General features: G+C 64.9%; 20 protein-coding genes, 1 tRNA gene and 1 pseudogene. 11 read left to right on the top strand and 11 right to left on the bottom strand.

Annotated elements, in window-relative coordinates; genetic code table 11:
• The first annotated feature begins 129 nt into the window (after positions 1–129).
• The 5 genes from CDN36_RS17605 (at position 130) to CDN36_RS17585 (ending at position 4287) form a co-directional block, all read left to right on the top strand.
• Positions 130–477 (top strand): four helix bundle protein, encoded by a 348-nt coding sequence (locus CDN36_RS17605; protein WP_287497442.1) that lies wholly within the window; start codon positions 130–132, stop codon positions 475–477.
• A gap of 245 nt (positions 478–722) precedes the next feature.
• Positions 723–1094, top strand: coding sequence for a hypothetical protein (locus tag CDN36_RS17600; RefSeq protein ID WP_287497441.1), 372 nt, complete (start codon positions 723–725; stop codon positions 1092–1094).
• Entirely contained in the window at positions 1087–2145 is a 1059-nt protein-coding gene (locus CDN36_RS17595) for a hypothetical protein (RefSeq protein ID WP_287497440.1), read from the top strand. Before CDN36_RS17600 ends, CDN36_RS17595 begins: the two co-directional genes overlap by 8 nt.
• Positions 2142–2372 (top strand): hypothetical protein, encoded by a 231-nt coding sequence (locus tag CDN36_RS17590; protein ID WP_287497439.1) that lies wholly within the window; start codon positions 2142–2144, stop codon positions 2370–2372. Before CDN36_RS17595 ends, CDN36_RS17590 begins: the two co-directional genes overlap by 4 nt.
• A 127-nt stretch (positions 2373–2499) precedes the next feature.
• Entirely contained in the window at positions 2500–4287 is a 1788-nt protein-coding gene (locus CDN36_RS17585) for a DNA cytosine methyltransferase (protein WP_287497438.1), read from the top strand.
• 200 nt (positions 4288–4487) lie between these two features.
• Here the strand turns inward: CDN36_RS17585 and CDN36_RS17580 are convergent, their stop codons facing one another.
• Positions 4488–4721, bottom strand: coding sequence for a hypothetical protein (locus CDN36_RS17580; RefSeq protein ID WP_287497437.1), 234 nt, complete (start codon positions 4719–4721; stop codon positions 4488–4490).
• 88 nt (positions 4722–4809) lie between these two features.
• Here CDN36_RS17580 and CDN36_RS22595 point away from each other — a divergent pair.
• Both CDN36_RS22595 and CDN36_RS17575 read left to right on the top strand, forming a co-directional pair.
• A pseudogene (locus tag CDN36_RS22595) lies at positions 4810–4929 on the top strand (helix-turn-helix domain-containing protein); the annotation flags it as partial.
• A gap of 65 nt (positions 4930–4994) precedes the next feature.
• Positions 4995–6047 (top strand): tyrosine-type recombinase/integrase, encoded by a 1053-nt coding sequence (locus tag CDN36_RS17575; RefSeq protein ID WP_025249618.1) that lies wholly within the window; start codon positions 4995–4997, stop codon positions 6045–6047.
• Positions 6048–6078: 31 nt separating this feature from the next.
• Here CDN36_RS17575 and CDN36_RS17570 read toward each other — a convergent pair.
• The 5 genes from CDN36_RS17570 to CDN36_RS17550 all read right to left on the bottom strand — a co-directional run bounded on the left by CDN36_RS17570 (position 6079) and on the right by CDN36_RS17550 (position 12295).
• A tRNA-Ser gene (locus CDN36_RS17570) sits at positions 6079–6169 on the bottom strand.
• Between the two features lie 103 nt (positions 6170–6272).
• Positions 6273–7577 carry a serine--tRNA ligase gene (serS, locus tag CDN36_RS17565; RefSeq protein ID WP_150556280.1) on the bottom strand — a complete coding sequence of 435 codons (1305 nt, stop codon included), beginning with the start codon at positions 7575–7577 and terminating at the stop codon, positions 6273–6275.
• A gap of 216 nt (positions 7578–7793) precedes the next feature.
• Positions 7794–9200, bottom strand: a complete 1407-nt coding sequence (locus tag CDN36_RS17560; protein ID WP_287497436.1) for a replication-associated recombination protein A — start codon at positions 9198–9200, stop codon at positions 7794–7796.
• Between the two features lie 117 nt (positions 9201–9317).
• Complete coding sequence (gene lolA / locus CDN36_RS17555; RefSeq protein ID WP_287497435.1) at positions 9318–9968, bottom strand: outer membrane lipoprotein chaperone LolA; 651 nt, start codon at positions 9966–9968, stop codon at positions 9318–9320.
• A gap of 5 nt (positions 9969–9973) precedes the next feature.
• The gene (locus CDN36_RS17550) at positions 9974–12295 is read right to left on the bottom strand and encodes a DNA translocase FtsK (protein ID WP_150556283.1); all 2322 of its coding nucleotides are present in this window, start codon (positions 12293–12295) and stop codon (positions 9974–9976) included.
• 390 nt (positions 12296–12685) lie between these two features.
• Between CDN36_RS17550 and trxB the strand changes: the two genes are divergently transcribed.
• The 3 genes from trxB (at position 12686) to CDN36_RS17535 (ending at position 15179) form a co-directional block, all read left to right on the top strand.
• Complete coding sequence (gene trxB / locus CDN36_RS17545; RefSeq protein ID WP_150556284.1) at positions 12686–13642, top strand: thioredoxin-disulfide reductase; 957 nt, start codon at positions 12686–12688, stop codon at positions 13640–13642.
• 106 nt (positions 13643–13748) lie between these two features.
• Positions 13749–14432: a Smr/MutS family protein gene (locus CDN36_RS17540; RefSeq protein ID WP_287497434.1), complete on the top strand. Its 684-nt coding sequence runs from the start codon at positions 13749–13751 to the stop codon at positions 14430–14432.
• A 126-nt stretch (positions 14433–14558) separates the two neighbouring features.
• Positions 14559–15179 (top strand): trimeric intracellular cation channel family protein, encoded by a 621-nt coding sequence (locus CDN36_RS17535; protein ID WP_370750351.1) that lies wholly within the window; start codon positions 14559–14561, stop codon positions 15177–15179.
• Positions 15180–15450: 271 nt separating this feature from the next.
• Here the strand turns inward: CDN36_RS17535 and CDN36_RS17530 are convergent, their stop codons facing one another.
• From CDN36_RS17530 to CDN36_RS17510, 5 genes are all read right to left on the bottom strand, one after another.
• On the bottom strand, positions 15451–15789 hold the full coding sequence (locus CDN36_RS17530) for a P-II family nitrogen regulator (RefSeq protein ID WP_010805431.1): 339 nt from the start codon (positions 15787–15789) through the stop codon (positions 15451–15453).
• A gap of 106 nt (positions 15790–15895) precedes the next feature.
• On the bottom strand, positions 15896–18037 hold the full coding sequence (locus tag CDN36_RS17525; RefSeq protein ID WP_287497433.1) for an NAD(+) synthase: 2142 nt from the start codon (positions 18035–18037) through the stop codon (positions 15896–15898).
• A 158-nt stretch (positions 18038–18195) separates the two neighbouring features.
• A complete protein-coding gene (locus tag CDN36_RS17520) occupies positions 18196–19332 on the bottom strand; it encodes a GNAT family N-acetyltransferase (RefSeq protein WP_287497432.1) in 1137 nt (378 codons plus the stop codon).
• Positions 19333–19546: 214 nt separating this feature from the next.
• Entirely contained in the window at positions 19547–20074 is a 528-nt protein-coding gene (ppa, locus tag CDN36_RS17515; protein ID WP_150556288.1) for an inorganic diphosphatase, read from the bottom strand.
• A 102-nt stretch (positions 20075–20176) separates the two neighbouring features.
• Positions 20177–21379, bottom strand: a complete 1203-nt coding sequence (locus CDN36_RS17510) for an alpha-hydroxy acid oxidase (RefSeq protein WP_287497431.1) — start codon at positions 21377–21379, stop codon at positions 20177–20179.
• Between the two features lie 132 nt (positions 21380–21511).
• On the opposite strand from CDN36_RS17510, the gene CDN36_RS17505 reads away from it, so the two are divergent.
• Complete coding sequence (locus CDN36_RS17505; RefSeq protein WP_287497430.1) at positions 21512–22387, top strand: IclR family transcriptional regulator; 876 nt, start codon at positions 21512–21514, stop codon at positions 22385–22387.
• Positions 22388–22446: the final 59 nt, after the last annotated feature.

Here is a 22446-nt window from a genome sequence, read left to right as displayed (position 1 = left end):
GCGTGATGGCGGCTTCGCCTGGTATCAGTACTTCTACGATGGTTGCCAGTACTACGACTTCCAGGACAACCGGTTTCGCGCGGTGGCCGTCCGCAGATTTATCCCTTCAGTCATTTGACCATTTGAGCCGTGGCCCAACATACGCAGCTCCCCATTTATCGAGCGGCGTACGCGCTGCTTGATATCGCAGACGATCTGGTCAGGAACATGCCGCGTGATCCAAAGCGGCTTTTCGGCGCCCAAATCGCAAAGGAATGCGTCGATATCACGATCCTGGTGTTCCGCGCGAATGTGGCCGATGACAAAACGCCCCATTTGACCGAATTGCTCGAGCGCGTCCAAGTCGCCGAATTGCTTCTCCGGCTTTGCATGGACAAGAGGTACATCAGCCGCAAGGGATACGCCGCGGCGATCGAGCACACCACCAGTATCGGGAAACAGGCCAACGGCTGGAAAAGCAGCGCCGCAGCAGCCTGAACGACATCGGCGGTCGAGCCTACGCCATCGCGAAGAACCTGCGCATCCCGGCGACGGCGCCTGCGGAGGGCTGACCATGCGCACCCTCATCAACCTGCTTCGCTGGCTCGTCGGCCTGCCGCCGCGCTGCCCGCTGCGCATCATTTATCACTTTCCACCGAGTAATCCGGATAGCCGTTGGAATGGACCGACTACTGGCCCGAGAACGCACGCGCGCCGCGCGTCAATCAGAATGAGGTGAAATCGTGAGCTGCTACTGCGATTACGACGTCCAGCCGACCCTCTACACGAAGAAGGTCTACACGGCCCGAAAGGTTCACAAGTGCGACGAGTGCGGGCGTGCGATCGCGCGAGGCGAGCCTTATGAAAAGGTCGTCGGCGTCTGGGACGGCTATTTCGACTTGTACAAGACCTGCCGCCACTGCACCGATGCGCGTCAGTACGTGAAGGCCCATGTCCCGTGCGCATGCTTGGCACACGGGAACCTGCACGAAGACATGATCGAAACCGTTCGCGGGTACCAGCACCAGTCCCCCGGCCTTCTCTTCGGCCTCTACCGCTTCATGGTCGCCGCAAAGCGTGCTGGCCGCCGCGCATTGGAGAACCAGAATGCCTGACCACAAGACCGTGACGTTTGATGCGAGCACCCAATGCGTGGTGCCGAAAGTGCCTAGCGGCGAAATGCTTGATCGTGCGGTTGCGTTCGCACTGAATGTCAAGATCGGCGGCGACTATAACTGGTCTGCTTATATGGCTGACCTGTGGGAGCGCATGCTCGCCGCCGCCCCCACGCCAGCCGCACAGAGCGCAGGGCAAGAGGCGGTTGGCGTAGCTGGAACGATGCCAGGTACAGACGGTTTCACGATGGCGTGCTTCAAAGCTGCCGACGTTCCCGTTGGCACGAAGCTCTACGCCGCGCCCGTGAATGGCGGCGAGCGCACCGACCACGACCGGCTCGTGCGTGAGTTGGATGTGCTTTTGAACGGCGAACATGCCGCCTCGCAAGCGAGCCTGTGCGACATCGTTTCGCAGGTTCGTGCCGAGGGTATTCGGTCGCTGAAAGGCGGCGAGCGTTATGCCGAACTGGAACGCGAGCACTTTGGCGATCCCGACAAGCGCACGGGCATCTACGCACAGCGCTCGGCGGATGCGCAGCAAGTGGGGGACCTTGAATTGAGTCTGAACGAATTTGCAGCATTGCAACGGCAAATCGGTGCGGAAGGCTACACGGAAAAGCTTACAAATCAATCGAACGCACTGTATCGCCAACTTCGCGCCGCCCTAACGTCTCCCGCGAAGGTGGGCGGGGATGAGCGGGAGGCGTTCAAGACATGGAAAAGAACCGTGCCACCGTGCCATGCCGAAGAACTCGTGTTCTTGCGTCAGGGCTTCAGTTCGGGATGGGAGCTCGGCCGCGCCGCGCTGTCGGCGGATGGCGGGGATCGCAAGGTAACGCGCTCGCGAGTTCTGCCGGGCGAGCAGCTTCTGACGTTCCCGCTCCCCGAAGGTGGCAAGGTCACGCTGACATGGCCGGAGGGTATTTCGTCTGCCAGCATCGCCACTCTGTCGGAAATGCTCGTAGCGAGCGCTCTGCACTACATGGCGGCGGAGGATGCAGTCATCGGCCCGAAATTCATTGCCGCCAGTACGGCGAAGGGGGATGCGTGAAATCCCGAACCGACACCGAGCGACTGGACTGGATGGCGCAGCGCGGGGCATACGTGGCGCACTCGCACGACGGTGAAAGGTGCTGGGTAATGATCGAAGACCCGGACGAGGATAGCGGGCGTCAGTTCGTGCGAGCCGCAACGAAGCGGTCATACGACAGCACTCGGGAAGCTATCGACGCAGCAATCGCCGCCTCGCAGGCCGACGGAAAGGGAGGTGAAGCGTGAAGATCATCCCAATCAAGACGGCACCCTGCGGCGAGCCGACAAAGGACGTAGCAGGCTGCCTCGGCATGGGCTGGAACGCCTGCTATTCGTGCCCGGTAGCCTCTCAGGCAGCGGAGGAGCGGAAATCGTGATCAGAGACCAATTCCTCCTCGACATTCAGCCCGAATTGATCATCGACAACTTCGCCGGCGGCGGCGGCGCGAGCTGCGGCATTGAGCTCGCGCTGGGGCGCCACGTCGACCACGCCATCAACCACGACCCCGAGGCCGTGGCAATGCACGCCATGAACCACCCGCAGACCGAGCATCATTGCGAATCCGTGTGGGACGTCGATCCTCTCGTACTGACGCAAGGGCGTCCCGTCGGCCTCGCCTGGTTCTCGCCTGACTGCAAGCACTTCAGCAAGGCCAAGGGCGGCAAGCCGCGCGACAAGAAGATTCGCGGCCTGGCATGGGTGGCGATGCGCTGGGCCGCGTTGGTGCGCCCGCGCGTCATCATGCTCGAGAACGTTGAAGAATTCCGCACGTGGGGCCCGGTGCTGGCCGATGGCTCACCGTGCCCGCGACGCAAAGGCGATACGTTCCGCTCGTTCGTACGGCAGCTCGAAGGCCTGGGCTACGCGGTCGATCACCGCGAGCTTCGCGCATGCGACTACGGCGCCCCGACGATCCGCAAGCGCTTGTTCCTGATCGCCCGTTGCGACAGTAAGCCGATCGTGTGGCCCGAGCCGACACATGGCGCCCCGGACAGCGCGGCGGTGCTCGCAGGCCTGCGCAAGCCGTGGCGCACGGCCGCCGAGTGCATCGACTGGTCAATCCCCTGCCCGTCCATCTTCGAGCGCGTCAAGCCGCTCGCAGACGCCACGCAGCGACGCATTGCGCGCGGCATCCGTCGGTATGTCATCGACTCGGCCGATCCGTTCATCGTGAAGGTAAACCACGGCTACGACTACTTCCGAGGTCAAGCCATCGGGGAACCGCTGCAAACGATCACGGCGAAGCACGGTTACGGCATCGTCGCACCGGTGCTCACGGAGTGCGCGAACGCGTCGACGCAACGATCATGGCCAGCAGACGAGCCGCTGCGCACCCAGTGCGCCGAGGTCAAGGGCGGCCACTTCGCGCTTGCGTCCGCGACGCTGGTGCAGACGGGATACGGCGAGCGTCCTGACCGTTGGCGCTGCGGTTCTTGCTCGACAATTTACGATCGCGCAGATCTACCGACTTGCGGTTGCGTGAAGTGCGGCTCTCTCGACGACCCCATCCTGATTGCGGGCCAAGCACCGCGCGCCCCGGGTCTCGACAAGCCGCTCGGCACCGTTGTGGCCGGCGGCGCCAAACACGCGCTGGTGTCGGCCTTCCTCGCCAAGCACTACGGTGGGAACTACGACGGTCCGGGCGTCAGCCTCGATCAGCCGACCAGCACGGTCACGACCACCGACCATCACGCACTGGTGTCGTCCCACCTGGTCAAGCTGCGCGGCGAATGCACGGGAAGCGCTACCGCAGAGCCCGTGCCAACGATATCGGCGCAGGGCAACCATATCGGCCAGGTTCGCGCCTTCCTGGTGAAGTACTACAGCGAGGGCGGCCAGGATCAGGATTGCCGTGACCCGATGCACACGATCCCGACCAAGGACCGTCTCGGCCTGGTCACCGTCGCCGGCGAGCAATACCAGATCGCTGACATTGGCATGCGTATGCTCGAGCCGCACGAGCTCTATGCTGCGCAGGGCTTTCCGTCCACCTATGTGATCGCGCCTGTCATCGACGGCCGGCGCCTACCGAAACACGCGCAGGTGCGGATGTGCGGCAACAGCGTCAGCCCGCCAATGGCTGCCGCGCTCGTGCGCGCGAATGTGCCAGAAATGGCTGCCTGGAGCGCGAAGGAGCGACGTGCGAGGGCGGCAGCATGACCACCCACCCGGCCAGAACGAAAAAAGGCCCATCGATGGGGATGGGCCCTGAATCCGCGGCGCCAGGGGGCAAATCAGCACCATACGGTCAGATCAGTCTACGAAGCCAAATTACGTCAGGAAGTATGGAATACCCGGAACACCCAAACGACCGTTTGATTTCTTCGTCGCTCTCGAACGCAGGGCCATCCAGGGGCCGCTCAGCAGCCAACAAGCCGATGATCGATCGCCATCTGGATCTCTTCGACAAGCGCCGCCTGGATCTCGTCCAGTTCCTCGACCTTCGCCAGCTTCAGCTTGCGGGCGCCGAACGGTTCGATGAGTTCGACGCCGTCGAACGGCGTCACCTCGATGGTGATGTCCCAGAGGGTTGCACGCTCGCCGATCTCGATGTCGACGTTGCAACCGCGGTACACGAAGTTGAGGGTTGGCATGGTTTGAGCGGCTTCCGAGAGTGGCCGGGTACCCATGATAGTACGAACGAACTTCTGCGGGTCACCGCGAAGGAATGGAGGTTAGACGATGGGAGCGATAAGCATTCGTGAAGCCGCCGAACTGCTCGGCGTTTCCTACAGCACAGCATATGCACACCGGCAGGAACTTGGATTTTTCCGAGTCGGAGCCGCGTGGCGGATATGGCCCGAGCAACTGAAAAACATCCCGGCGTACAATGGCAACCGACCGGCGCCGGCGGAGAAGGAGAAACTATGCCCATCCGTAAGCGCGGAGACGTCTATTGGATTGACATCCGCTTACCAGGCGGAGAAAGACTTAGACGTTCTGCTGGCACGAGCGACCGAAAGGAAGCTCAGGAATACCACGACAAGGTCAAAGCCGAAGCGTGGCGAGTAACAAAGCTCGGGGAAAAGCCGTCCCGGACGTTCGCAGAAGCCGCCGTAAGGTATCTGACAGAACAGTCCGGGTCGAAGGACTACGAGAGTAAGGAACGGCACATTTTGCATTTTCGTGAGTCGTTCCGCGGCGAAGCTCTGGACAAGCTCACCCGTGACCGCATTATAGATGCACTGCCTCAGACGTACATGCGCGGCAAGACGGAGACAAAGACGAGCAACGCAACGAAGAACCGCTATCTTGCGACCATTCGGGCGATGCTCAACGATGCCGCAGGCCCGTGGGAGTGGATCAATCGAGCGCCGACATTGGAGGACCTTGTTGAGCCTTCAAAACGCATTCGTTGGATCGCGCCTGAGGAGGCACAAAAGCTGCTCAAAGCCATCAAAACCGACTGGCTGAGAGATGTTGCAACATTGGCCCTTTCCACTGGCTTGCGGCGCGGCAATATCTTCGGTCTGGAATGGTCGCAGGTTGACCTAGTGAGACGACGCGCTTGGATACATCCCGACCAAGCAAAGGCGGGTAAGCCGATTGGGGTTCCGTTGAACGACGAGGCCGTCGAAGTGATTCGCCGCCAGATCGGGAAGCACCAAACTCGTGTCTTTGTGAGGAATGGCGAACCGCTGGAGTATCTGGATAACGTCCAATGGAAAGGCGCATGCAAGCGTGCGGGGATCAGCGATTTCCGATTCCACGACCTTCGCCATACATGGGCAAGCTGGCACGTCCAGAACGGAACGCCATTGCAAACTCTGATGGAGATGGGGGGATGGGCGAGCTACGAGATGGTTCTGCGTTATGCCCACCTTGCGCCCGACCATCTGGCCGAGCATGCAAACTCGGTCACAATTTGGGCACAAGTGCCTCGGAGTTTTGAGGCACAGCAAAACAAAAAGGCCGGATAACCGGCCTTTGAGTCAAGCAGCATAAGGGGCTTGGCGGAGAGGGTGGGATTCGAACCCACGATACGGTATAACCGTATACCGGATTTCGAGTCCGGCGCATTCGACCACTCTGCCACCTCTCCAAGCGTTCTTGCTGCTTTGGCTCGCTGCCTGAGTGGCCTCAAGCAGCGAGAAAGAGATTATAGCGGAATTTCTTTCGCTGCCAACCCCTTTTTTAAGATTTTTTTACGCAGCCGGCTCGAGACGTTCGATACCGCCCATGTAGGGACGCAGCACGTCGGGCACGGTCACCGAACCGTCGGCGTTCTGATAGTTCTCCAGCACGGCGACCAGGGCACGCCCCACCGCCAGGCCCGAGCCGTTGAGCGTATGCACCAGCTCCGGCTTGCCCTGCGCATTGCGATAACGCGCCTGCATCCGGCGCGCCTGGAAGCTCTCCATGTTCGAACACGACGAAATCTCGCGGTATGTGTTCTGCGCCGGAATCCACACTTCCATGTCGTATGTCTTCGCGCTGCCGAAACCCATGTCGCCCGTGCACAGCACGATCGTGCGATACGGCAACTCCAGCTTCTGCAGAATCGCTTCCGCATGGCCGACGAGCATCTCCAGCGTGTCGTAGGATTCCTCCGGACGCACCACATGCACCAGCTCGACCTTGTCGAACTGATGCTGGCGAATCATGCCGCGCGTGTCCTTGCCGTAACTGCCTGCCTCCGAGCGGAAGCAAGGTGTGTGCGCCACCATGCGCAGCGGCACCTCGTCGGCGCTCAGCAGTTCGTCGCGCACCAGGTTCGTCAGCGATACCTCCGCCGTGGGGATCAGATAGAAGTTCTCGGTACGCTCACCGTCTTCACCGCCCACCTTGCGCGGCACCTTGAACAGGTCGTCCTCGAACTTCGGCAACTGCCCCGTGCCACGCATCGACGCCGCATTCACGATGTACGGCACGTACATTTCCGTGTAGCCATGCTCCGACGTATGCGTGTCGATCATGAACTGCGCCAGCGCACGATGCAGTCGCGCAATCCCGCCCTTCATCACCGAGAAGCGTGCGCCGGCAAGCTTGACCGCCGCATCGAAATCCAGGCCGAGCCTCGCGCCGAGATCCACGTGGTCGCGCGGCGTGAAATCGAATTCGCGCGGCGTGCCCCAGCGACGCACTTCAACGTTGTGCGTCTCGTCCTTGCCGACCGGTACGCTCTCGTGCGGCAGGTTCGGCACGCCGAGCAGCAGCTCCGACAGTCGCGTCTGAATCTCCTCCAGGCGCACCGACGACGCCTTGAGCGTGTCGGCAATGCCGCCCACCTCGGCAATCTCGGCCGAGGCGTCCTCGCCCTTGCCCTTTTTCATGCCGACCTGCTTCGAGAGCGCATTGCGGCGCGCCTGCAGTTCCTCGGTTTGCGTCTGGATCTGCTTGCGCTCCGCCTCGAGCGCGGCGAACGTCGCCACGTCCAGCGTGTAGCCGCGCGTCTGCAGTCGCGCCGCAACGCCGTCGAGATCCTTGCGAAGAAGTTGAATGTCGAGCATGGTGGGATGTCTGTCGTTAGCGGCCCACACGCGTGGACCATGGAGTTCGTTGTGGCCGAGCTGGCGCGCGCCTTGCACGGCGCCAGCGCTGCACCAAAGCGGCGATTTTACCAAACACGCACCGGGATTCCGTCTGATTTCACTCGCCGGGCGCCAGCGTCATCGTTCAACACCGCCGCAATGCCATGGGGCGCAGGCTTACGCGGCTTACGTGACTTATGCCGACTCGTCGTCGGACGATTCGGCCGGCGGTGTCTTTTCGGAGGGCGCCGCGCCCGCCGTGGCGGACTTTCCGGTCGGCTCGGGCTTGCGCCCCCTGGTATTCGCGCGGCGCCATTCGGCGTCGAGCGACTTCAGCCAATTGAGCTTCTCGCCGATCTTCCCCTCCAGGCCGCGCGGCACCGGGCGATACCAGTTCTGCGCGCGCAGGTCGTCGGGGAAATAGGTTTCGCCCGCGGCGTAAGCCTCCGGTTCGTCATGAGCATAACGATACGCGTGGCCGTAGCCGAGCTCTTTCATCAGCTTGGTCGGCGCATTCCGGAGATGGATCGGCACCGCGCGCGACTTGTCCTTGCTGACGAACGCCCTCGCCTGGTTATAGGCGTTGTAACCGGCGTTCGATTTCGGCGCCGCGGCGAGATAGAGAATCGCCTGGGCCAACGCCAGCTCGCCTTCCGGCGTGCCGAGGCGCTCATAGGTCTCCGCCGCATCCAGCGCAATGCGCGCGGCGCGCGGATCCGCCAGCCCGATGTCCTCCCAGGCCATGCGCACAATGCGACGCGCGAGATAGCGCGGATCGGCCCCGCCGTCGAGCATGCGACAGAACCAGTACAGCGCGCCGTCCGGCGAGCTGCCGCGCACCGACTTGTGCAGCGCGCTGATCTGATCGTAAAACGCATCGCCGCCCTTGTCGAAGCGCCGCAGATTCTCGGCCAGCACGCTCGCCAGCAACGCTTCGTCGATCGTGTCGAGCCCCTGTGACATTGCGGCCTGCGCAACGATCTCGACGTTGTTGAGCAGCTTGCGCCCGTCTCCGTCCGCCGAATCGATGAGCCCCTGACGCGCCTCGTCCGTGAATGCAATGCCGCCCAGCTCATGCGCCGCGCGCGTGACCATTTCACCGAGCTCTTCGTCGTTCAGACTCTTGAGCACATAGACGGCCGCCCGCGAAAGCAATGCGCCATTCACCTCGAATGACGGGTTCTCCGTCGTCGCGCCGACGAAAATGAACAGGCCCGATTCGACGTGCGGCAGGAAAGCGTCCTGCTGCGCCTTGTTGAAACGATGCACCTCGTCGACGAACACCACCGTCTGCTTGCCTTGCGAGCGTTGGATCTGCGCGGCTTCGACGGCGTCGCGAATGTCCTTCACGCCCGAGAGCACGGCGGACAGCGCGATGAAGTACGCCTTGAAAGCGTCGGCCATGAGGCGCGCGAGCGTGGTCTTGCCCACGCCCGGCGGGCCCCAGAGGATCATCGAGTGCGGACGCCCCGCCTCGAACGCCACGCGCAGGGGTTTGCCCTTGCCCAGCAAGTGGCGCTGGCCAATCACGTCGTCGATGGTATGTGGGCGCAGGCGCTCGGCCAATGGCACCGAAGCCGACAGGGGTGCGTCGTCTGGCATGTCTTCAAGCAGTGCGGCCGGGAAGTCCCCGGCCGCATACGGATCATCAGATGCCTCATTATGCCAGCCCGGCGGCCGTGCGGCCGGCGAGGGCCGCCAAATGAGCGCCGGCGTCGCTCAGCCCTTGATCAGGTCCGCCCCCGTGGGCGGGGTGAACTTGAAGTGATCCGGCGACATTGGCGGGTTCTTCTGGATCTTGTCGAAGGTCAGCAGCGTCACGTTGCCAAATGCATCATAGAGCTCCATGGCTGCCAGCGCGCCGTCGCGAAAACCGATGCCGACGCGCTGGAACTGCGTGTCCTGCGACTTCGGACGCAGCTCGACCCAGTCGATGCCGTTCTTCACCCCGGCGTCCTTGAGCGTGAAGTTCTTCTCGATGTCGTTGCTGCCGAACAGGATCGCCGCCGGGCTCGCGCCGAGCGAGGCGCCCAGCTTGCGCTCGGTCACCTGATTCAAATCCTTGTCGTAGATGTAGAGCGTTTCGCCGTCCGCCTGCAGCAACTGATCGTATGGCTTCACGTAGCGCCAGATGAAGCGGCCCGGACGCGAGAACTCGAACGTGCCGGAAGACGTGTTCGTCACCGACACGTTGCCGTCCTTCTGCGCCTTCACCTGCTTTTGCTCGAACTCGCCGCGCGCGGACTTCACCTGCGCTGCGAACGCCTTGAGCTGTGCCGTGCCGCTCGCGTATGCGGGCGCGACGAGCGCCGCCATCGTCACGCCGACAACCCCCGCCACGAGCGGCAAGCCGCGTTTGAATCCCAGCATGTTTCTTACTCTCCTTCGCGATTCGGCACCAGAATCTCCCGGTTGCCGTTGCTCGCCATCGCCGACACCACGCCGGACTGTTCCATCTGCTCGAGCAGCCGGGCCGCCCGGTTGTAGCCGATGCGCAGATGCCGCTGCACCAGCGAAATCGACGCGCGACGCTGCTTGAGCACCACGGCCACCGCCTGATCGTACAGCGGATCGGACTCGCCGCCGCCCTCGCCGGTTCCGCCGGCGGCGCCGTCGAGGCCACCGTCTTCACCCTCGACAGTGCCTTCCAGAATGCCCTCGACGTAGTTCGCCTCGCCCTGCTCCTTGAGGCGCTCCACCACGCGATGCACTTCGTCATCGGCCACGAACGCCCCGTGCACCCGCAACGGCAGACCGGTGCCCGGCGGCATGTAGAGCATGTCGCCCATGCCGAGGAGCGTCTCGGCGCCCTGCTGGTCGAGGATGGTCCGCGAATCGATCTTGGACGACACCTGGAACGCCACGCGCGTCGGCACGTTCGCCTTGATCAGGCCGGTGATGACGTCCACCGACGGACGCTGCGTCGCCAGAATCAGGTGGATGCCCGCCGCGCGCGCCTTTTGCGCAATGCGCGCGATCAGCTCTTCGACCTTCTTGCCCACGACCATCATCAGGTCGGCCAGTTCGTCGATCACGACCACGATGTATGGCAGGCGCGAAAGCGGCTCGGGCTCCTCGGGCGTGAGCGAGAACGGATTCGGGATGTGCTCGTCGCGCTTGGCGGCGTCGTCGATCTTGTTGTTGTAGCCCGCGAGGTTGCGCACGCCGAGCTTGCTCATGAGCTTGTAGCGGCGCTCCATCTCGGCCACCACCCAGTTCAGCGCATGACCGGCCTGACGCATGTCCGTCACCACCGGGCAGAGCAGATGCTGAATCCCCTCGTACATGCTCATTTCGAGCATCTTCGGATCGATCAGGATCAGGCGGACCTGCTCGGCCGTCGCCTTGTAGAGCAGCGACAGGATCATCGCGTTGATGCCGACCGACTTGCCCGAGCCGGTCGTGCCGGCCACCAGCAGGTGGGGCATCTTCGCCAGATCGGCGACCACCGGCTTGCCGCCGATGTCCTTGCCCAGCGCCAGCGTGAGCAGCGACGACGAATCGTTGTAGATTTCCGAGCCGAGAATCTCTGTCAGCCGCACCGTCTGGCGACGCGGATTCGGCAGCTCCAGCCCCATGTAGTTCTTGCCGGGAATGGTTTCGACCACGCGGATCGACACCAGCGAGAGCGAACGCGCCAGATCCTTGGCCAAATTCACGATCTGGCTGCCCTTGACGCCCGTGGCCGGCTCGATCTCGTAGCGGGTGATGACCGGTCCCGGATAGGCCGCCACCACGCTCACCTCGACGCCAAAGTCCTTGAGTTTCTTCTCGATCAGACGCGAGGTGAATTCGAGCGTCTCGGCCGACACGGTTTCCTGTGCGGCCGGCGCCGGGTCGAGCAACGCCAGCGGCGGCAGCATCGAGTCGGGCAGATCGGCAAACAGCGGCGCCTGCTTCTCCTTCTCCACACGCTCGCTCTTGGGGACGACCTTGACCGGCGGCACGATCTGCACCGGCTCGTGAACTTCGGCGCGCACGCGGTTCTGCACCACGGCGCCCTCTCGCGCGATCGCGGCTTCCTCGCCCAGGCGCCGGTCCTGGCGTGCCTCGCGACGGCGACGGATCACGGTGCCCGTGTCGAGGATCAGCGCACCGAGCTTTTCAGCGGCCGAAAGCCAGGAAAAATGGAACAGCAGCGACAGACCGAACGCGAAGATGAGCAGCAACGCGAGCGTGCCGCCCGTAAAGCCGAGCGCATGCTGGAAAAAGCTGCCGACGGTCTCGCCGATCACTCCGCCGGACGCACGCGGCAACTGCGCCTTGAAACGGTACAGGCGCAGCGACTCGATGCCGGCGCTCGAGAGCAGCACCATCAGCGAGGAGACGATCTCCACCCACCCGCCGCTGACGAGCCGTTCGCGCAGCGGGGGCGCCTCGCGTCGGGCCGAGATGCGCCGGTAGCCCGACACCACGCGCCGGGCAATGAACACGACCAGCCAGTACGCGGACAGGCCGAGCATGAGCAGCAGCATGTCGGCCACCCACGCGCCGACGCGCCCCGCCCAGTTGGCGATTCGCTCCACGTGCGCCGCGTGCGTCCAACTGGGGTCCAGACGGCTGTACGAGAACAGCGCCATCAACAGGAACACCATCAGCGCGACTTGCGCCATCCAGCGGATTTCATGGAATAGGTGCGTCACCCGGTTGGGCAACGACGATCCGGCACCAGCAGAGAAGGAAGATTTCGTCGTCATCAAGCCATGAGGTTGGGCGGGCAGACGGGCGGCCTGCCGCGCGGCAAGGCTCCATTGTAAACAACTATTACAACGCTCAACGCACGAAAAGGTGACAAGCAGTAACGCCAAAGAGCGACGCCGCGTCCCCCATCGGCCGCCGTCCGCCGCCATCGGCCCTGCCGCCCCGCCGCCCCGCCGATCCACCACTGCGCCGCACTTGGGTTTTGGCGCCTGCGCCCCCATCTGCGGGCCGTGTGCCGGCGCGCCATTGCACGCCCGAAGGGCCGGCGCGCAGGCTATCGGCCCAATTGCCAGGCTCGATCAACGAAACCACGTCGCCCCTTTATAATGTCGGTTTGCGCCGGTCCCCGGCGTCAGCTTTCATCCCCCTTTCCGGTGAGTCCGTCCATGTCCGCTCCCAAGCACGCCAAAGTCCTGATTCTCGGTTCCGGCCCCGCCGGCTACAGCGCTGCTGTCTATGCCGCGCGCGCCAACCTCAACCCCGTGCTGATCACCGGGCTCGCCCAGGGCGGCCAACTGATGACCACCACCGACGTCGAGAACTGGCCCGGCGACCCGACCGGCGTGCAAGGCCCCGAGCTGATGGAGCGCATGCGCGCGCATGCCGAGGCGTTCAAGACCGAGATGATCTTCGACCACATCCATACGGCGCACCTCAACGAACGCCCGCTGCGCCTGGTCGGCGACTCCGGCGAATACACGGCAGACGCCCTGATCATTGCCACCGGCGCCTCGGCGCAGTATCTCGGCCTGCCGTCGGAAGACGCCTTTTCGGGCCGCGGCGTGTCCGCCTGCGCCACCTGCGACGGCTTCTTCTACAAGGGTAAGGAAGTCTGCGTCGTCGGCGGGGGCAACACGGCCGTCGAAGAAGCGCTCTATCTGTCGAACATCGCCAGCAAGGTCACCGTGATCCACCGCCGCGACAAGTTCCGCGCCGAGCCGATTCTCGTCGACCGCCTGCTCGAGAAGGCCAAGCAAGGTGTCGTCGAGCTCAAGTACGACCATGTGCTCGAGGAAGTGCTCGGCGACGACTCCGGCGTGACCGGCGTGCGCATCAAGAACGTGAAGACCGGCGCCCATGAAGACGTGGCGCTGCATGGCGTGTTCATCGCCATCGGCCACAAGCCGAACACGGACATCTTCGAGGGCCAGCTCGAGATGAAGAACGGCTACATCGTCACGCACAGCGGCCTGAACGGCAACGCCACGGCCACCAGCGTGCCGGGCGTTTTCGCCGCCGGCGACGTGCAGGACCACATCTACCGCCAGGCCATCACCAGCGCCGGCACGGGCTGCATGGCCGCACTCGACGCCCAGCGCTACCTCGAGAACCTCGACCAGTAAGCCGGCGCGCGGGCCCGCGGCCGACGCCTCGCGGCAGCGCCCGTCTCGTGTGAGCCCCACGCGAGGCCGGCGCCGCCCACACATCCCGTCCTTGTTCCGCACGATCATGAGCAAGAAGCCCCCCAAACTCAGCCTCGAGGACCTGGCCGGTCTGCGCGATTCGCTCGCCAGGCAGACGGCACGGCGCGACGCCGAGCGCGTGGCCGCCGCCAGGCGCGCTGCGCAGGCCGCGCGTGACGCCAACGTCTTTCGCGACAGCATCGGCGACATCGCTCCGCTCTCCGGCAAGGGCGCGGCCAACCGCGTCGAGCATCCGCGTCGCCCGCCGGCGCCGGTGGCGCGCCTGACGCAGGCGGACGAAGCGGCCGTTCTGTTCGAATCGCTCTCCGACGAGTTCGACCCCGAAGCACTCTTCGATACGGACGACCGCCTGTCTTATCGGCGTCCGGGCATCAGCCGTGATACCGTCGTCAAACTGCAACGCGGCGACTGGGTGGTGCAGGCGCAGATCGATCTGCATGGCATGCGCCGTGACGAAGCGCGCGAGGCGCTGTCGGCCTTCCTGCACGACGTCGTCAAACGCGGGCTGCGCTGCGTGCGCGTCATCCACGGCAAGGGATTGGGCTCGGTCAACCGCGAACCGGTGCTCAGGGACAAGGTCCGCAGCTGGCTCGCGCAGAAGAACGAAGTGCTCGCCTGGGTGCAGGCGCAGGGACGCGACGGCGGCAGCGGCGCGCTGGTAGTATTGCTCCAGGCCGGGCAGACGAAGGCGGCTCGCGCCGGCGCCTGACGCTCTCACCGGTGCGCCCGGCAGCGCGCCATACGGGGGTATCGCTGCGGATATCGTCCCATGCCGCTACCCATGCCGCCGCAGATCACGACGTATCACCGACAGGATTCGCCGATGATTCACGAGATGAGCGCCCAACTGCTTACGATTCTGGCCATCATGGAGGCCATTGCCGTATTCTCGTGCGCCATCTCCGGTTTTGCCGAAGCCCGCAAGCAGCATCTCGACCCGGTCGGCGCGTTCGTGCTGGCCTTCGCGACCGCCTTCGGCGGCGGCACGTTGCGCGACGTGCTGCTCGATCACCGTCCCTTCTATTGGGTGCAGCACCAGTGGTACACCGTGCTCATCCTCGTGCTCTCGCTCTCGACCTCCGGCGTGCTGCGCCTCGTCTCGCGCGTGGCGACCGAGCGCGTGCTGCTTATCACCGACGCCGTGGGGCTCGGCTTCTTCAGCGCGTCGGGCACCTCGCTCGCGCTGCAGACGGACATGTCCGCGTTCATGTCCGTGATGATGGGCGTGATCACCGGCGTGGGTGGCGGTGTCATGCGCGACATTCTCTGCAACGAGGTGCCGCTCGTGCTGCGCGACACGCGCCCCTACGCGGTGTGCGCCTTCATTGGCGGATGGATCTACATCGCCCTCACCTACGCCGACATCGACCCGGTCTACTCGCTCTCGATCAGCGCGCTGTCCGTCATCGTGGTGCGCCTGCTCACGGTAGCTTTCGACGTCAGACTCACGTCCTAGCGGGACTGGCCCGGCAGCGCGGCCAGCGCAGTTCTGCCCGATTCTGCGCGATGCAATGAATGCCGGTTGATGGTCAGATTGATGGTCATTTACGTGGATCAACGACGATTGGGGGACGATCGGCGACCATCCATCGACTGTCCATCGACTGTCCATCGTTAACGCCGAAGGGCGACGCCGCTCGCGCAGCCGTCGCCCTCCGTCATGCCCTCTTCGTCCTGTGCGCCTTGCCTGTGAGCGCGCCGCGGCAACGGCGGCGGCGCGCCTGATCTCAGACCGCCTGCTCGCCCTCTTCGCCGGTCCGGATGCGGATCACGCGCTCCACGTCCGTCACGAAGATCTTGCCGTCGCCGATCTTGCCGGTGCGAGCCGCGCCGAGCACAGCGTCGATGACCTGCTCGGCCTGCGCGGCGCTCACCACGACTTCGATCTTGATCTTGGGCAGGAAGTCGACGACGTACTCGGCGCCGCGATACAGCTCGGTGTGCCCCTTCTGGCGGCCGAAGCCCTTCACTTCCGTGACGGTCAGGCCCGTGACGCCGACTTCGGCCAGCGCCTCGCGGACTTCGTCGAGCTTGAACGGTTTGATGATGGCAGTTACGCGTTTCATTGTCGCCTCAATATCTTGGTTGGAATGTTCTGAAAATTCGCCGGGCTATTGTACCGGTCCGGCGGCGGCGCCCCGATGACAGTGCGCCGGGCGCGACAGTCACGGCTCAGGCGTGCGGGTCGTCGGGCACCGTCTCGAGATCCGCGAGCCACACCACCGACTCCGAATCGCTGGGCGCTCGCCAGTCGCCGCGCGGCGAGAGCGAACCGCCCGTGCCAACCTTCGGTGCGTTCGGCACGCACGAGCGCTTGAACTGGCTGGTGCGGAAGAACCGGTCCACGAAGATGCGCAGGTTGCGCTTGATCGCGGCCAGATCGTATGCGTGCCGGGTGAGATGACCCTCGTCGGGCCAGCGGCCGGCCGACGCGTCGTGCCACGCGCTCCAGGCGAGGAACGCGACCTTGCTCGGCGCGTAGCCGAAGCGCAGCGTGTAGTACAGATGGAAGTCCTGCAGCTCGTAGGGGCCGATGAAGTGCTCCGTGCGCTGCTCCGGAGCGCCGTTCGCCTTGCCGGGCACCAGCTCAGGGCTGATTTCCGTCTCGAGGATGTCGATGAGCACGTTGCGGCGGTGCACGGCGCCCCCCGCGTCTTTGGCATCCTTGGCATCCGCGGCGCCCTTCGCATGCTTGCCGCCGGTCATCTGCGCCGACGACGCACCGCCCAACTGCCCCGTCTCGGCAACCCAGCGCACGAGATGCATGATGAGCGTCTTCGGCACGCTCGCGTTCACGTTGTAGTGGGACATGTGATCGCCCACGCCGTAGGTACACCAGCCCAGCGCCAGCTCGCTCAGATCGCCGGTGCCGATGACGATCGCACCGAGATGGTTCGCCAGACGGAACAGATGATTGGTGCGCTCGCCCGCCTGCACGTTCTCGAAGGTGACGTCGTAGACCTCCTTGCCCTGCGCGAACGGATGGCCGAGATCCTTGAGCATCTGCATGCAGCTCGGGCGGATGTCGATTTCGCGCGCGGTGCAGCCGACGGCCTCCATCAATTCGCGCGCCTGACGCAGCGTGCGCTCGCTCGTGGCGAAGCCCGGCATGGTGTACGCGAGGATATTGGTGCGCGGCAGCCCGAGCCGGTCCATGACCTTCGCGCAGACGAGCAGCGCGTGCGTGGAATCGAGACCGCCGGACACGCCGATCACGACCTTCTGGATCTTCGACGACGACAGGCGCTGCATGAGCGCCTGCACCTGGATGTTGTAGACCTCGTGGCAGCGCTCGTCGCGGCGGCGCGGATCGGCCGGCACGTAGGGGAAGCGCTCGATGGCGCGCGCGAGCGGCAGCTCGGCATCGCGCGGCACGGCGACATCGACCCTGACCGTGCGAAAGCGCGCGACCTCCCCGGCGTGGCGCCGCACCGACACGCCGAACGTCGTCTGGTGCATGCGCTCGCGCGCGAGCCGCTCGAGATCGATGTCGGCATAGATCAGATGCGACTCGCTCGCGAAGCGCGCCGACTCGGCCAGCATGTCCCCGTTCTCGTAGATGAGCGCCTGACCATCCCAGGCCAGATCGGTCGTGGACTCGCCCTGTCCGGCCGAGGTGTAGAGATACGCGGCCAGGCAGCGCGCCGACTGTTGCGCGACCAACTGATGGCGGTACGCCGACTTGCCGACAACGATGTTCGACGCCGACAGGTTGACGAGCACCGTCGCGCCGGCGAGCGCGGCAAACGACGACGGCGGCACCGGCACCCAGACGTCTTCGCAGATTTCGCAGTGAAAGCGCAGCAAAGGCTGATCGACCGCTTCGAAGATCAGCGAGCCGAACGGCACGTCGTGGCCGAGCAGCGCCACGGTGTCGACGCCCGCATCGTCCGCCGCATTGAACTGGCGAGCTTCGTAGAACTCGCTGTAGTTCGGCAGATACGTCTTGGGCACCACGCCGTGCACGCGACCGCGCGCGACCACCACGGCGCAGTTAAAGAGCCGCTGCTGCACGCGCACCGGCATGCCCACGATGAGTGCGGCGCCGATTTCGCGGCTGGCCTCGACGACCGAGGCGAGCGCCGTGTTGCACGCATCGAGCAGGGCGCGTTGCTGAAACAGGTCTTCGCAGGAATAGGCCGGAATGCCCAGTTCGGGGAAGGCGACGAGCACGGCGCCGGCGGCATCGGCCTCGCGCGCGAGCGCAATCGTCTGCGCGGCGTTGTATGCGGGATCGGCCACGCGGCATTGCGGCACTCCGACGGCCACACGCGCGAAATCGTGGTTGTAGAGATTGAGGAATCGGTTGGTCATGTCGGCGGCTACCAGGCATCGCCCATGTGCCGGAGCCCCGGCAGGCCGCGCAGCCGCTGCGGCCGGCGCGCCCGCCCGGCGCGCTCGGCGGACGGTGGGAATCGCCAGTATATTACGTGAGCCCCCGTTTTGCCGGGCCCCGCCATGCCCGCGAGAGGTCAGGACGCCACGCGTTTGAACGGCGTATGCCCCTCCAACTCGCCGATGTGCTCGTCCATCGCGGACGTCTCCGCGTCGAGGAACTCCGCGATGGCATCGGCAAAGCGCGCATCGGCGATCCAGTGCGCCGACCACGTCGGCGTGGGCAGCAGGCCGCGCGACATCTTGTGCACACCCTGCGCGCCCCCTTCGAAGCTGCGCAGCCCATGTGCGATGCAGTATTCGATACCCTGCGCGTAGCACGTCTCGAAATGCATGCCGGAGACGAAATCGGTGGTCCCCCAATAGCGTCCGTACATCGTGTCGCCGCTCACCACGTTGAGCGCACAGGCAAGCGGCTGGTCGTCGCGCTCGGCCAGCACGATCAGGAACGCGTCGGGCATCGCCGCGTGTACCTGTGCGAAGAATTCGCGGCTCAGATACGGCGCATTCCAGTGTTCGCGATACGTGTTTTCGTAGCAACGGTAGAAGAAGTCGAGCGCCGCATCGTCGATCCCGGCGCCGCGCAGCCACCGGTAGGTCACCCCGGCGTCGCGCACCCGGCGGCGATCCTGCTTCAGCTTCTTGCGCTTTTCCTGGTTCATCTGCGCGAGAAAGTCGTCGAACGTCGCGAAGCCCGCGTTCTCCCAATGGAACTGCACCCCCTCGCGCAGCATATATCCCGCCTCGGTGAGCGCGGCCAGATCGTCGTCGTGGGTGAACAGCACATGGATCGAGGAGAGGTCCATCTGCCTGGCAAACGCAATGGCGCCGCGCGCGAGCGCGACCCGATCGGCGTGCGTGCGGGCGAGCAGACGCGGTCCCGTGACCGGCGAGAAAGGCACCGCGCACAACAGCTTGGGGTAATAGCGCAGGCCGTGGCGAGCGAAGGCGTCCGCCCACGCGTGGTCGAACACATACTCGCCGCGCGAATGCGACTTCACATAGAGCGGCATGGCGCCCGCGAGCACGTCGCCCGCGTGCATGAGCAGATAGGCCGGCTGCCAGCCGGTGCGCCTCGACGCACAGCCGCTCTCATGCATGGCGTGCAAAAACGCGTGCTGCACGAAAGGGTTGCCGCCTGCGAGCGCATTCCACGCGTCGGCAGGCACGTCCTCGATCGATTGCACTACACGGATGACGACTTCGCTACTCACCGCTCACCTCACTCCGAACCGGTCTCCCGGCATGAACGCCGACAGACATTGTCGCCGAACTCGGCGTCGCTTTCACGGCGACCCCGGCGCGGCGCCCTGTTGCGGCCCGCGCCGGCTCGCGCGATGCCCGGAAACGGCCGCCGGAAAACAAGAAACCCGGCGCGGGGCCGGGTTCCTCGGACGCCGCCGCAGCGGCATGACAGGCGAAAATCGCTTACTTCTTGGCGTTGGCCACGCCGTCGACGATTTCCTTGTGGGCGGCCTCGACGCCCTCCCAGCCTTCGACCTTGACCCACTTGCCCTTCTCGAGCGCCTTGTACTGCTCGAAGAAGTGCTTGATCTGGTCCTTCAGGTAACCCGGCACGTCGTCGATCGACTTCATGTGCGCCGTCATCGGGCAGATCTTGTCGACCGGCACGACGACCAGCTTGGCGTCCACCCCCGACTCGTCGGTCATGTTGAGCATGCCCAGCGCGCGGCAACGCACGACCGATCCGGCCAGCAGCGGGAACGGGGTGACGACCAGTGCGTCGACGGGGTCACCGTCGCCGGCGAGCGTCTGCGGAATGAAGCCGTAGTTGGCCGGATAGCGCATGCCCGTGCCGATGAAGCGGTCAACGACCAGCAGGCCCAGATCCTTGTCGGCTTCGTACTTCACCGGGTCGCTTTGCGCGGGGATCTCGATGATGACGTTGAAATCGTTGGGGATGTCCTTACCGGCAGGCACGTGGTTGAAGCTCATGATGGCATTCCTGTAGATGAAAAATGGCGTGCCGCCGCGCGGCGTGCGCGTCCGGCGGCCTGCCGGATGCCACGCCGCCCGACGGCAACCGGGCGCCGGACATTATAGCGGGTTTGCCTGATTGGCCCGTATTGCCGGCAGCCGGGCCAGGCGCCGCGGCGTGAGCTCGTCCACGCGCGCGCAGCCCGCCAGCTGCATCGTGATGCGCAGCTCGGCGAGCAGCAGCGCGAGCACGCCTGCGGCGCCCTCGCCGCCTCGGGCCGCCACGCCATAGAGCGGCGCGCGCCCGAGGAGCACGCCGCTGGCCCCGAGCGCGACCGCTTTGGCCACGTCGGCGCCGCGCCGCACGCCGCCGTCGACGAAAACGGTCATCGGCGGACCGCTCGCGTGGATCGCCTCGACGATCGGCGGCAGCGCCTCGAGCGGCGCGAGCGTGCTGCCCAACTGACGTCCGCCGTGATTGGAGACGACGATGCCGTCGGCGCCGTGCGCCTGCGCGAGCCGCGCGTCTTCGACCGTCTGAACGCCCTTGACCAGCACTTCTCCCGGCCAGTGCCGGCGCACCCAGTCGAGGTCGTGCCAGCCCAGCGACAGATCCATCTGGCGGCTCAGCATGGCGGCGTGGCGCGCGAGATCGGCCCGCTCGCCGACGCTGCGCGCGATGTTGCGCAGTTGCGGCGCGCCGTGCGCCAGCATCTGCCAGCTCCAGTGCGGATGGCGCAGGCAGTCCGCGATCAGGCGCGGCGTGAACTTCAGCGGCAGCTTGAAGCCATTGCGCGTGTCGTGATCGCGCTTGCCGTGCACCGGCGTGTCGACGGTGAGCAGCAGCGTGCGAAAGCCCGCCTCGCGCGCGCGCTGCATCATGTTCTGCGCGATGCGGCGATCCTGCTGCACGTAGAGTTGGAGCCACAGCTCACCGTCGGGCACGGCAGCGCGCACGTCTTCGAGCAATGAGGTCGACGCCGTCGACAGCACGAACGGCAGCCCCGCGTCGGCCGCCGCGCGCGCGAGCAACTCGTCCGCACGCGGCCAGAACAGGCCGTTGAGCCCGGTAGGTCCCACGGCCATGGGTGCCGCGGCTTTGCGTCCCCAGAACGCCGTCTCGCTCGTCGTGCGCGACGTGTCGGTCAGCACCCGCGGCGAAAAGCCCCACTGCGCGAACGCATCGCGATTGCGGCGCAACGCGTCGCCATCTTCGGCCCCGCCCTCCAGATAATCGAACGCCAGTTTCGTCAGCCGCCGCCGCGCCGCCTGGCGGTAGTCCTCCACGCACGAAAACGCGTGCATTGCTCCCCCTGTCTTCATGTGGCATCGCGACGAGCGTCGCGCATGCCAATCGTTCGCCCCGGCCCTTGACTCAGGGATAAATCGTTAGTCGCACACAAGCAATTGCATTACAATCACAATCGTTACAATCCGAACATACCGGTCCCTACCATGCCGCGCTCGTCCGCTCGGTCTTCCCGCCGTGGTGAAAACGCTCCGGCCTCTGCCCCCGCCAAGGCCGCCGCAGCGGCGAACACGGCGCAACCGGCCGCGCGCTCATCCCTGTTCGTCGGTTCCACGGAAAAGACGTTTCAGGTGTTGCACGCCTTCGACGGCCCCGCGCGCTACATGACGCTCGGCGATATCGCGAAAGCCGCCGGGCTCGATCGCAGCGCCACGCAGCGACTGGTACACACGCTCGAGGCGCTCGGGTATTTGTTCCGAGTGCCCGAAACGCGCACTTACGGTCTCACGACCAAGGTGCTTCAGTTCTCGTACAACTACATTCGTGCCAACGATCTCGTCGAGAAGGCCGCGCCGTATCTGCTCGACATCTTCCGCCGGGTGGGCGAGACGACCAACCTGCAGGAGCTCGACGGCCACGAGATCGTCTATATCGCGCGCTTTCCCGGCCAGCACCTCGTGAACATCGGCATCGTCGTGGGCGCGCGCCTTCCGGCCATGTTTACCGCCTCGGGCATTGCCATGCTGTCGCGCCTGTCCGACACTCGCGTGCGCGAGATTCTCGCGAACACGCCGCTCGAGCCGATGACGCCATACACCGTGCTCGACGAGAAAAAGCTGCTCGAACGCATCCAGACGGCGGCGCGGCGCGGCTACGCGATCGTCGAGAGCGAAACCGTCATGGGCGACATTTCGGTCGCCGCGCCGATCACCGACCACGACGGACAGGCCGTCGCGGCCATCAACATCTCCGTACCGACCTCCCGCTGGACGCGCGAGCGCGTCGAAGCGGAACTCGCGCCGCACGTTCAGGTAGCCGCGACCTCGATCTCGAAGTCGCGGCTGTCGACGTTCCGGCGTTGATCCGGCATTGATCCGGCATTGATCCAGCATTGATCCGGCATTCGGACGACGGCCGTCGC

The organism is Pandoraea sp. CB10b_02 (genome assembly GCF_002216225.1).
Taxonomy (GTDB): Bacteria; Pseudomonadota; Gammaproteobacteria; order Burkholderiales; family Burkholderiaceae; genus Pandoraea; species Pandoraea nosoerga.
This window is presented reverse-complemented; position numbering and strand designations above follow the sequence as displayed.

Excerpts from the sequence above, each read along its gene's own strand:
- CDN36_RS17595 (WP_287497440.1), top strand. The coding sequence starts at position 1,087 with ATGCCTGACCACAAGACCGTGACGTTTGATGCGAGCACCCAATGCGTG.
- CDN36_RS17580 (WP_287497437.1), bottom strand. The coding sequence starts at position 4,721 with ATGCCAACCCTCAACTTCGTGTACCGCGGTTGCAACGTCGACATCGAG.
- CDN36_RS17575 (WP_025249618.1), top strand. The coding sequence starts at position 4,995 with ATGCCCATCCGTAAGCGCGGAGACGTCTATTGGATTGACATCCGCTTA.
- serS (WP_150556280.1), bottom strand. The coding sequence starts at position 7,577 with ATGCTCGACATTCAACTTCTTCGCAAGGATCTCGACGGCGTTGCGGCG.
- CDN36_RS17560 (WP_287497436.1), bottom strand. The coding sequence starts at position 9,200 with ATGCCAGACGACGCACCCCTGTCGGCTTCGGTGCCATTGGCCGAGCGC.
- lolA (WP_287497435.1), bottom strand. The coding sequence starts at position 9,968 with ATGCTGGGATTCAAACGCGGCTTGCCGCTCGTGGCGGGGGTTGTCGGC.
- CDN36_RS17550 (WP_150556283.1), bottom strand. The coding sequence starts at position 12,295 with ATGACGACGAAATCTTCCTTCTCTGCTGGTGCCGGATCGTCGTTGCCC.
- trxB (WP_150556284.1), top strand. The coding sequence starts at position 12,686 with ATGTCCGCTCCCAAGCACGCCAAAGTCCTGATTCTCGGTTCCGGCCCC.
- CDN36_RS17540 (WP_287497434.1), top strand. The coding sequence starts at position 13,749 with ATGAGCAAGAAGCCCCCCAAACTCAGCCTCGAGGACCTGGCCGGTCTG.
- CDN36_RS17535 (WP_370750351.1), top strand. The coding sequence starts at position 14,559 with ATGAGCGCCCAACTGCTTACGATTCTGGCCATCATGGAGGCCATTGCC.
- CDN36_RS17530 (WP_010805431.1), bottom strand. The coding sequence starts at position 15,789 with ATGAAACGCGTAACTGCCATCATCAAACCGTTCAAGCTCGACGAAGTC.
- CDN36_RS17525 (WP_287497433.1), bottom strand. The coding sequence starts at position 18,037 with ATGACCAACCGATTCCTCAATCTCTACAACCACGATTTCGCGCGTGTG.
- ppa (WP_150556288.1), bottom strand. The coding sequence starts at position 20,074 with ATGAGCTTCAACCACGTGCCTGCCGGTAAGGACATCCCCAACGATTTC.
- CDN36_RS17510 (WP_287497431.1), bottom strand. The coding sequence starts at position 21,379 with ATGAAGACAGGGGGAGCAATGCACGCGTTTTCGTGCGTGGAGGACTAC.
- CDN36_RS17505 (WP_287497430.1), top strand. The coding sequence starts at position 21,512 with ATGCCGCGCTCGTCCGCTCGGTCTTCCCGCCGTGGTGAAAACGCTCCG.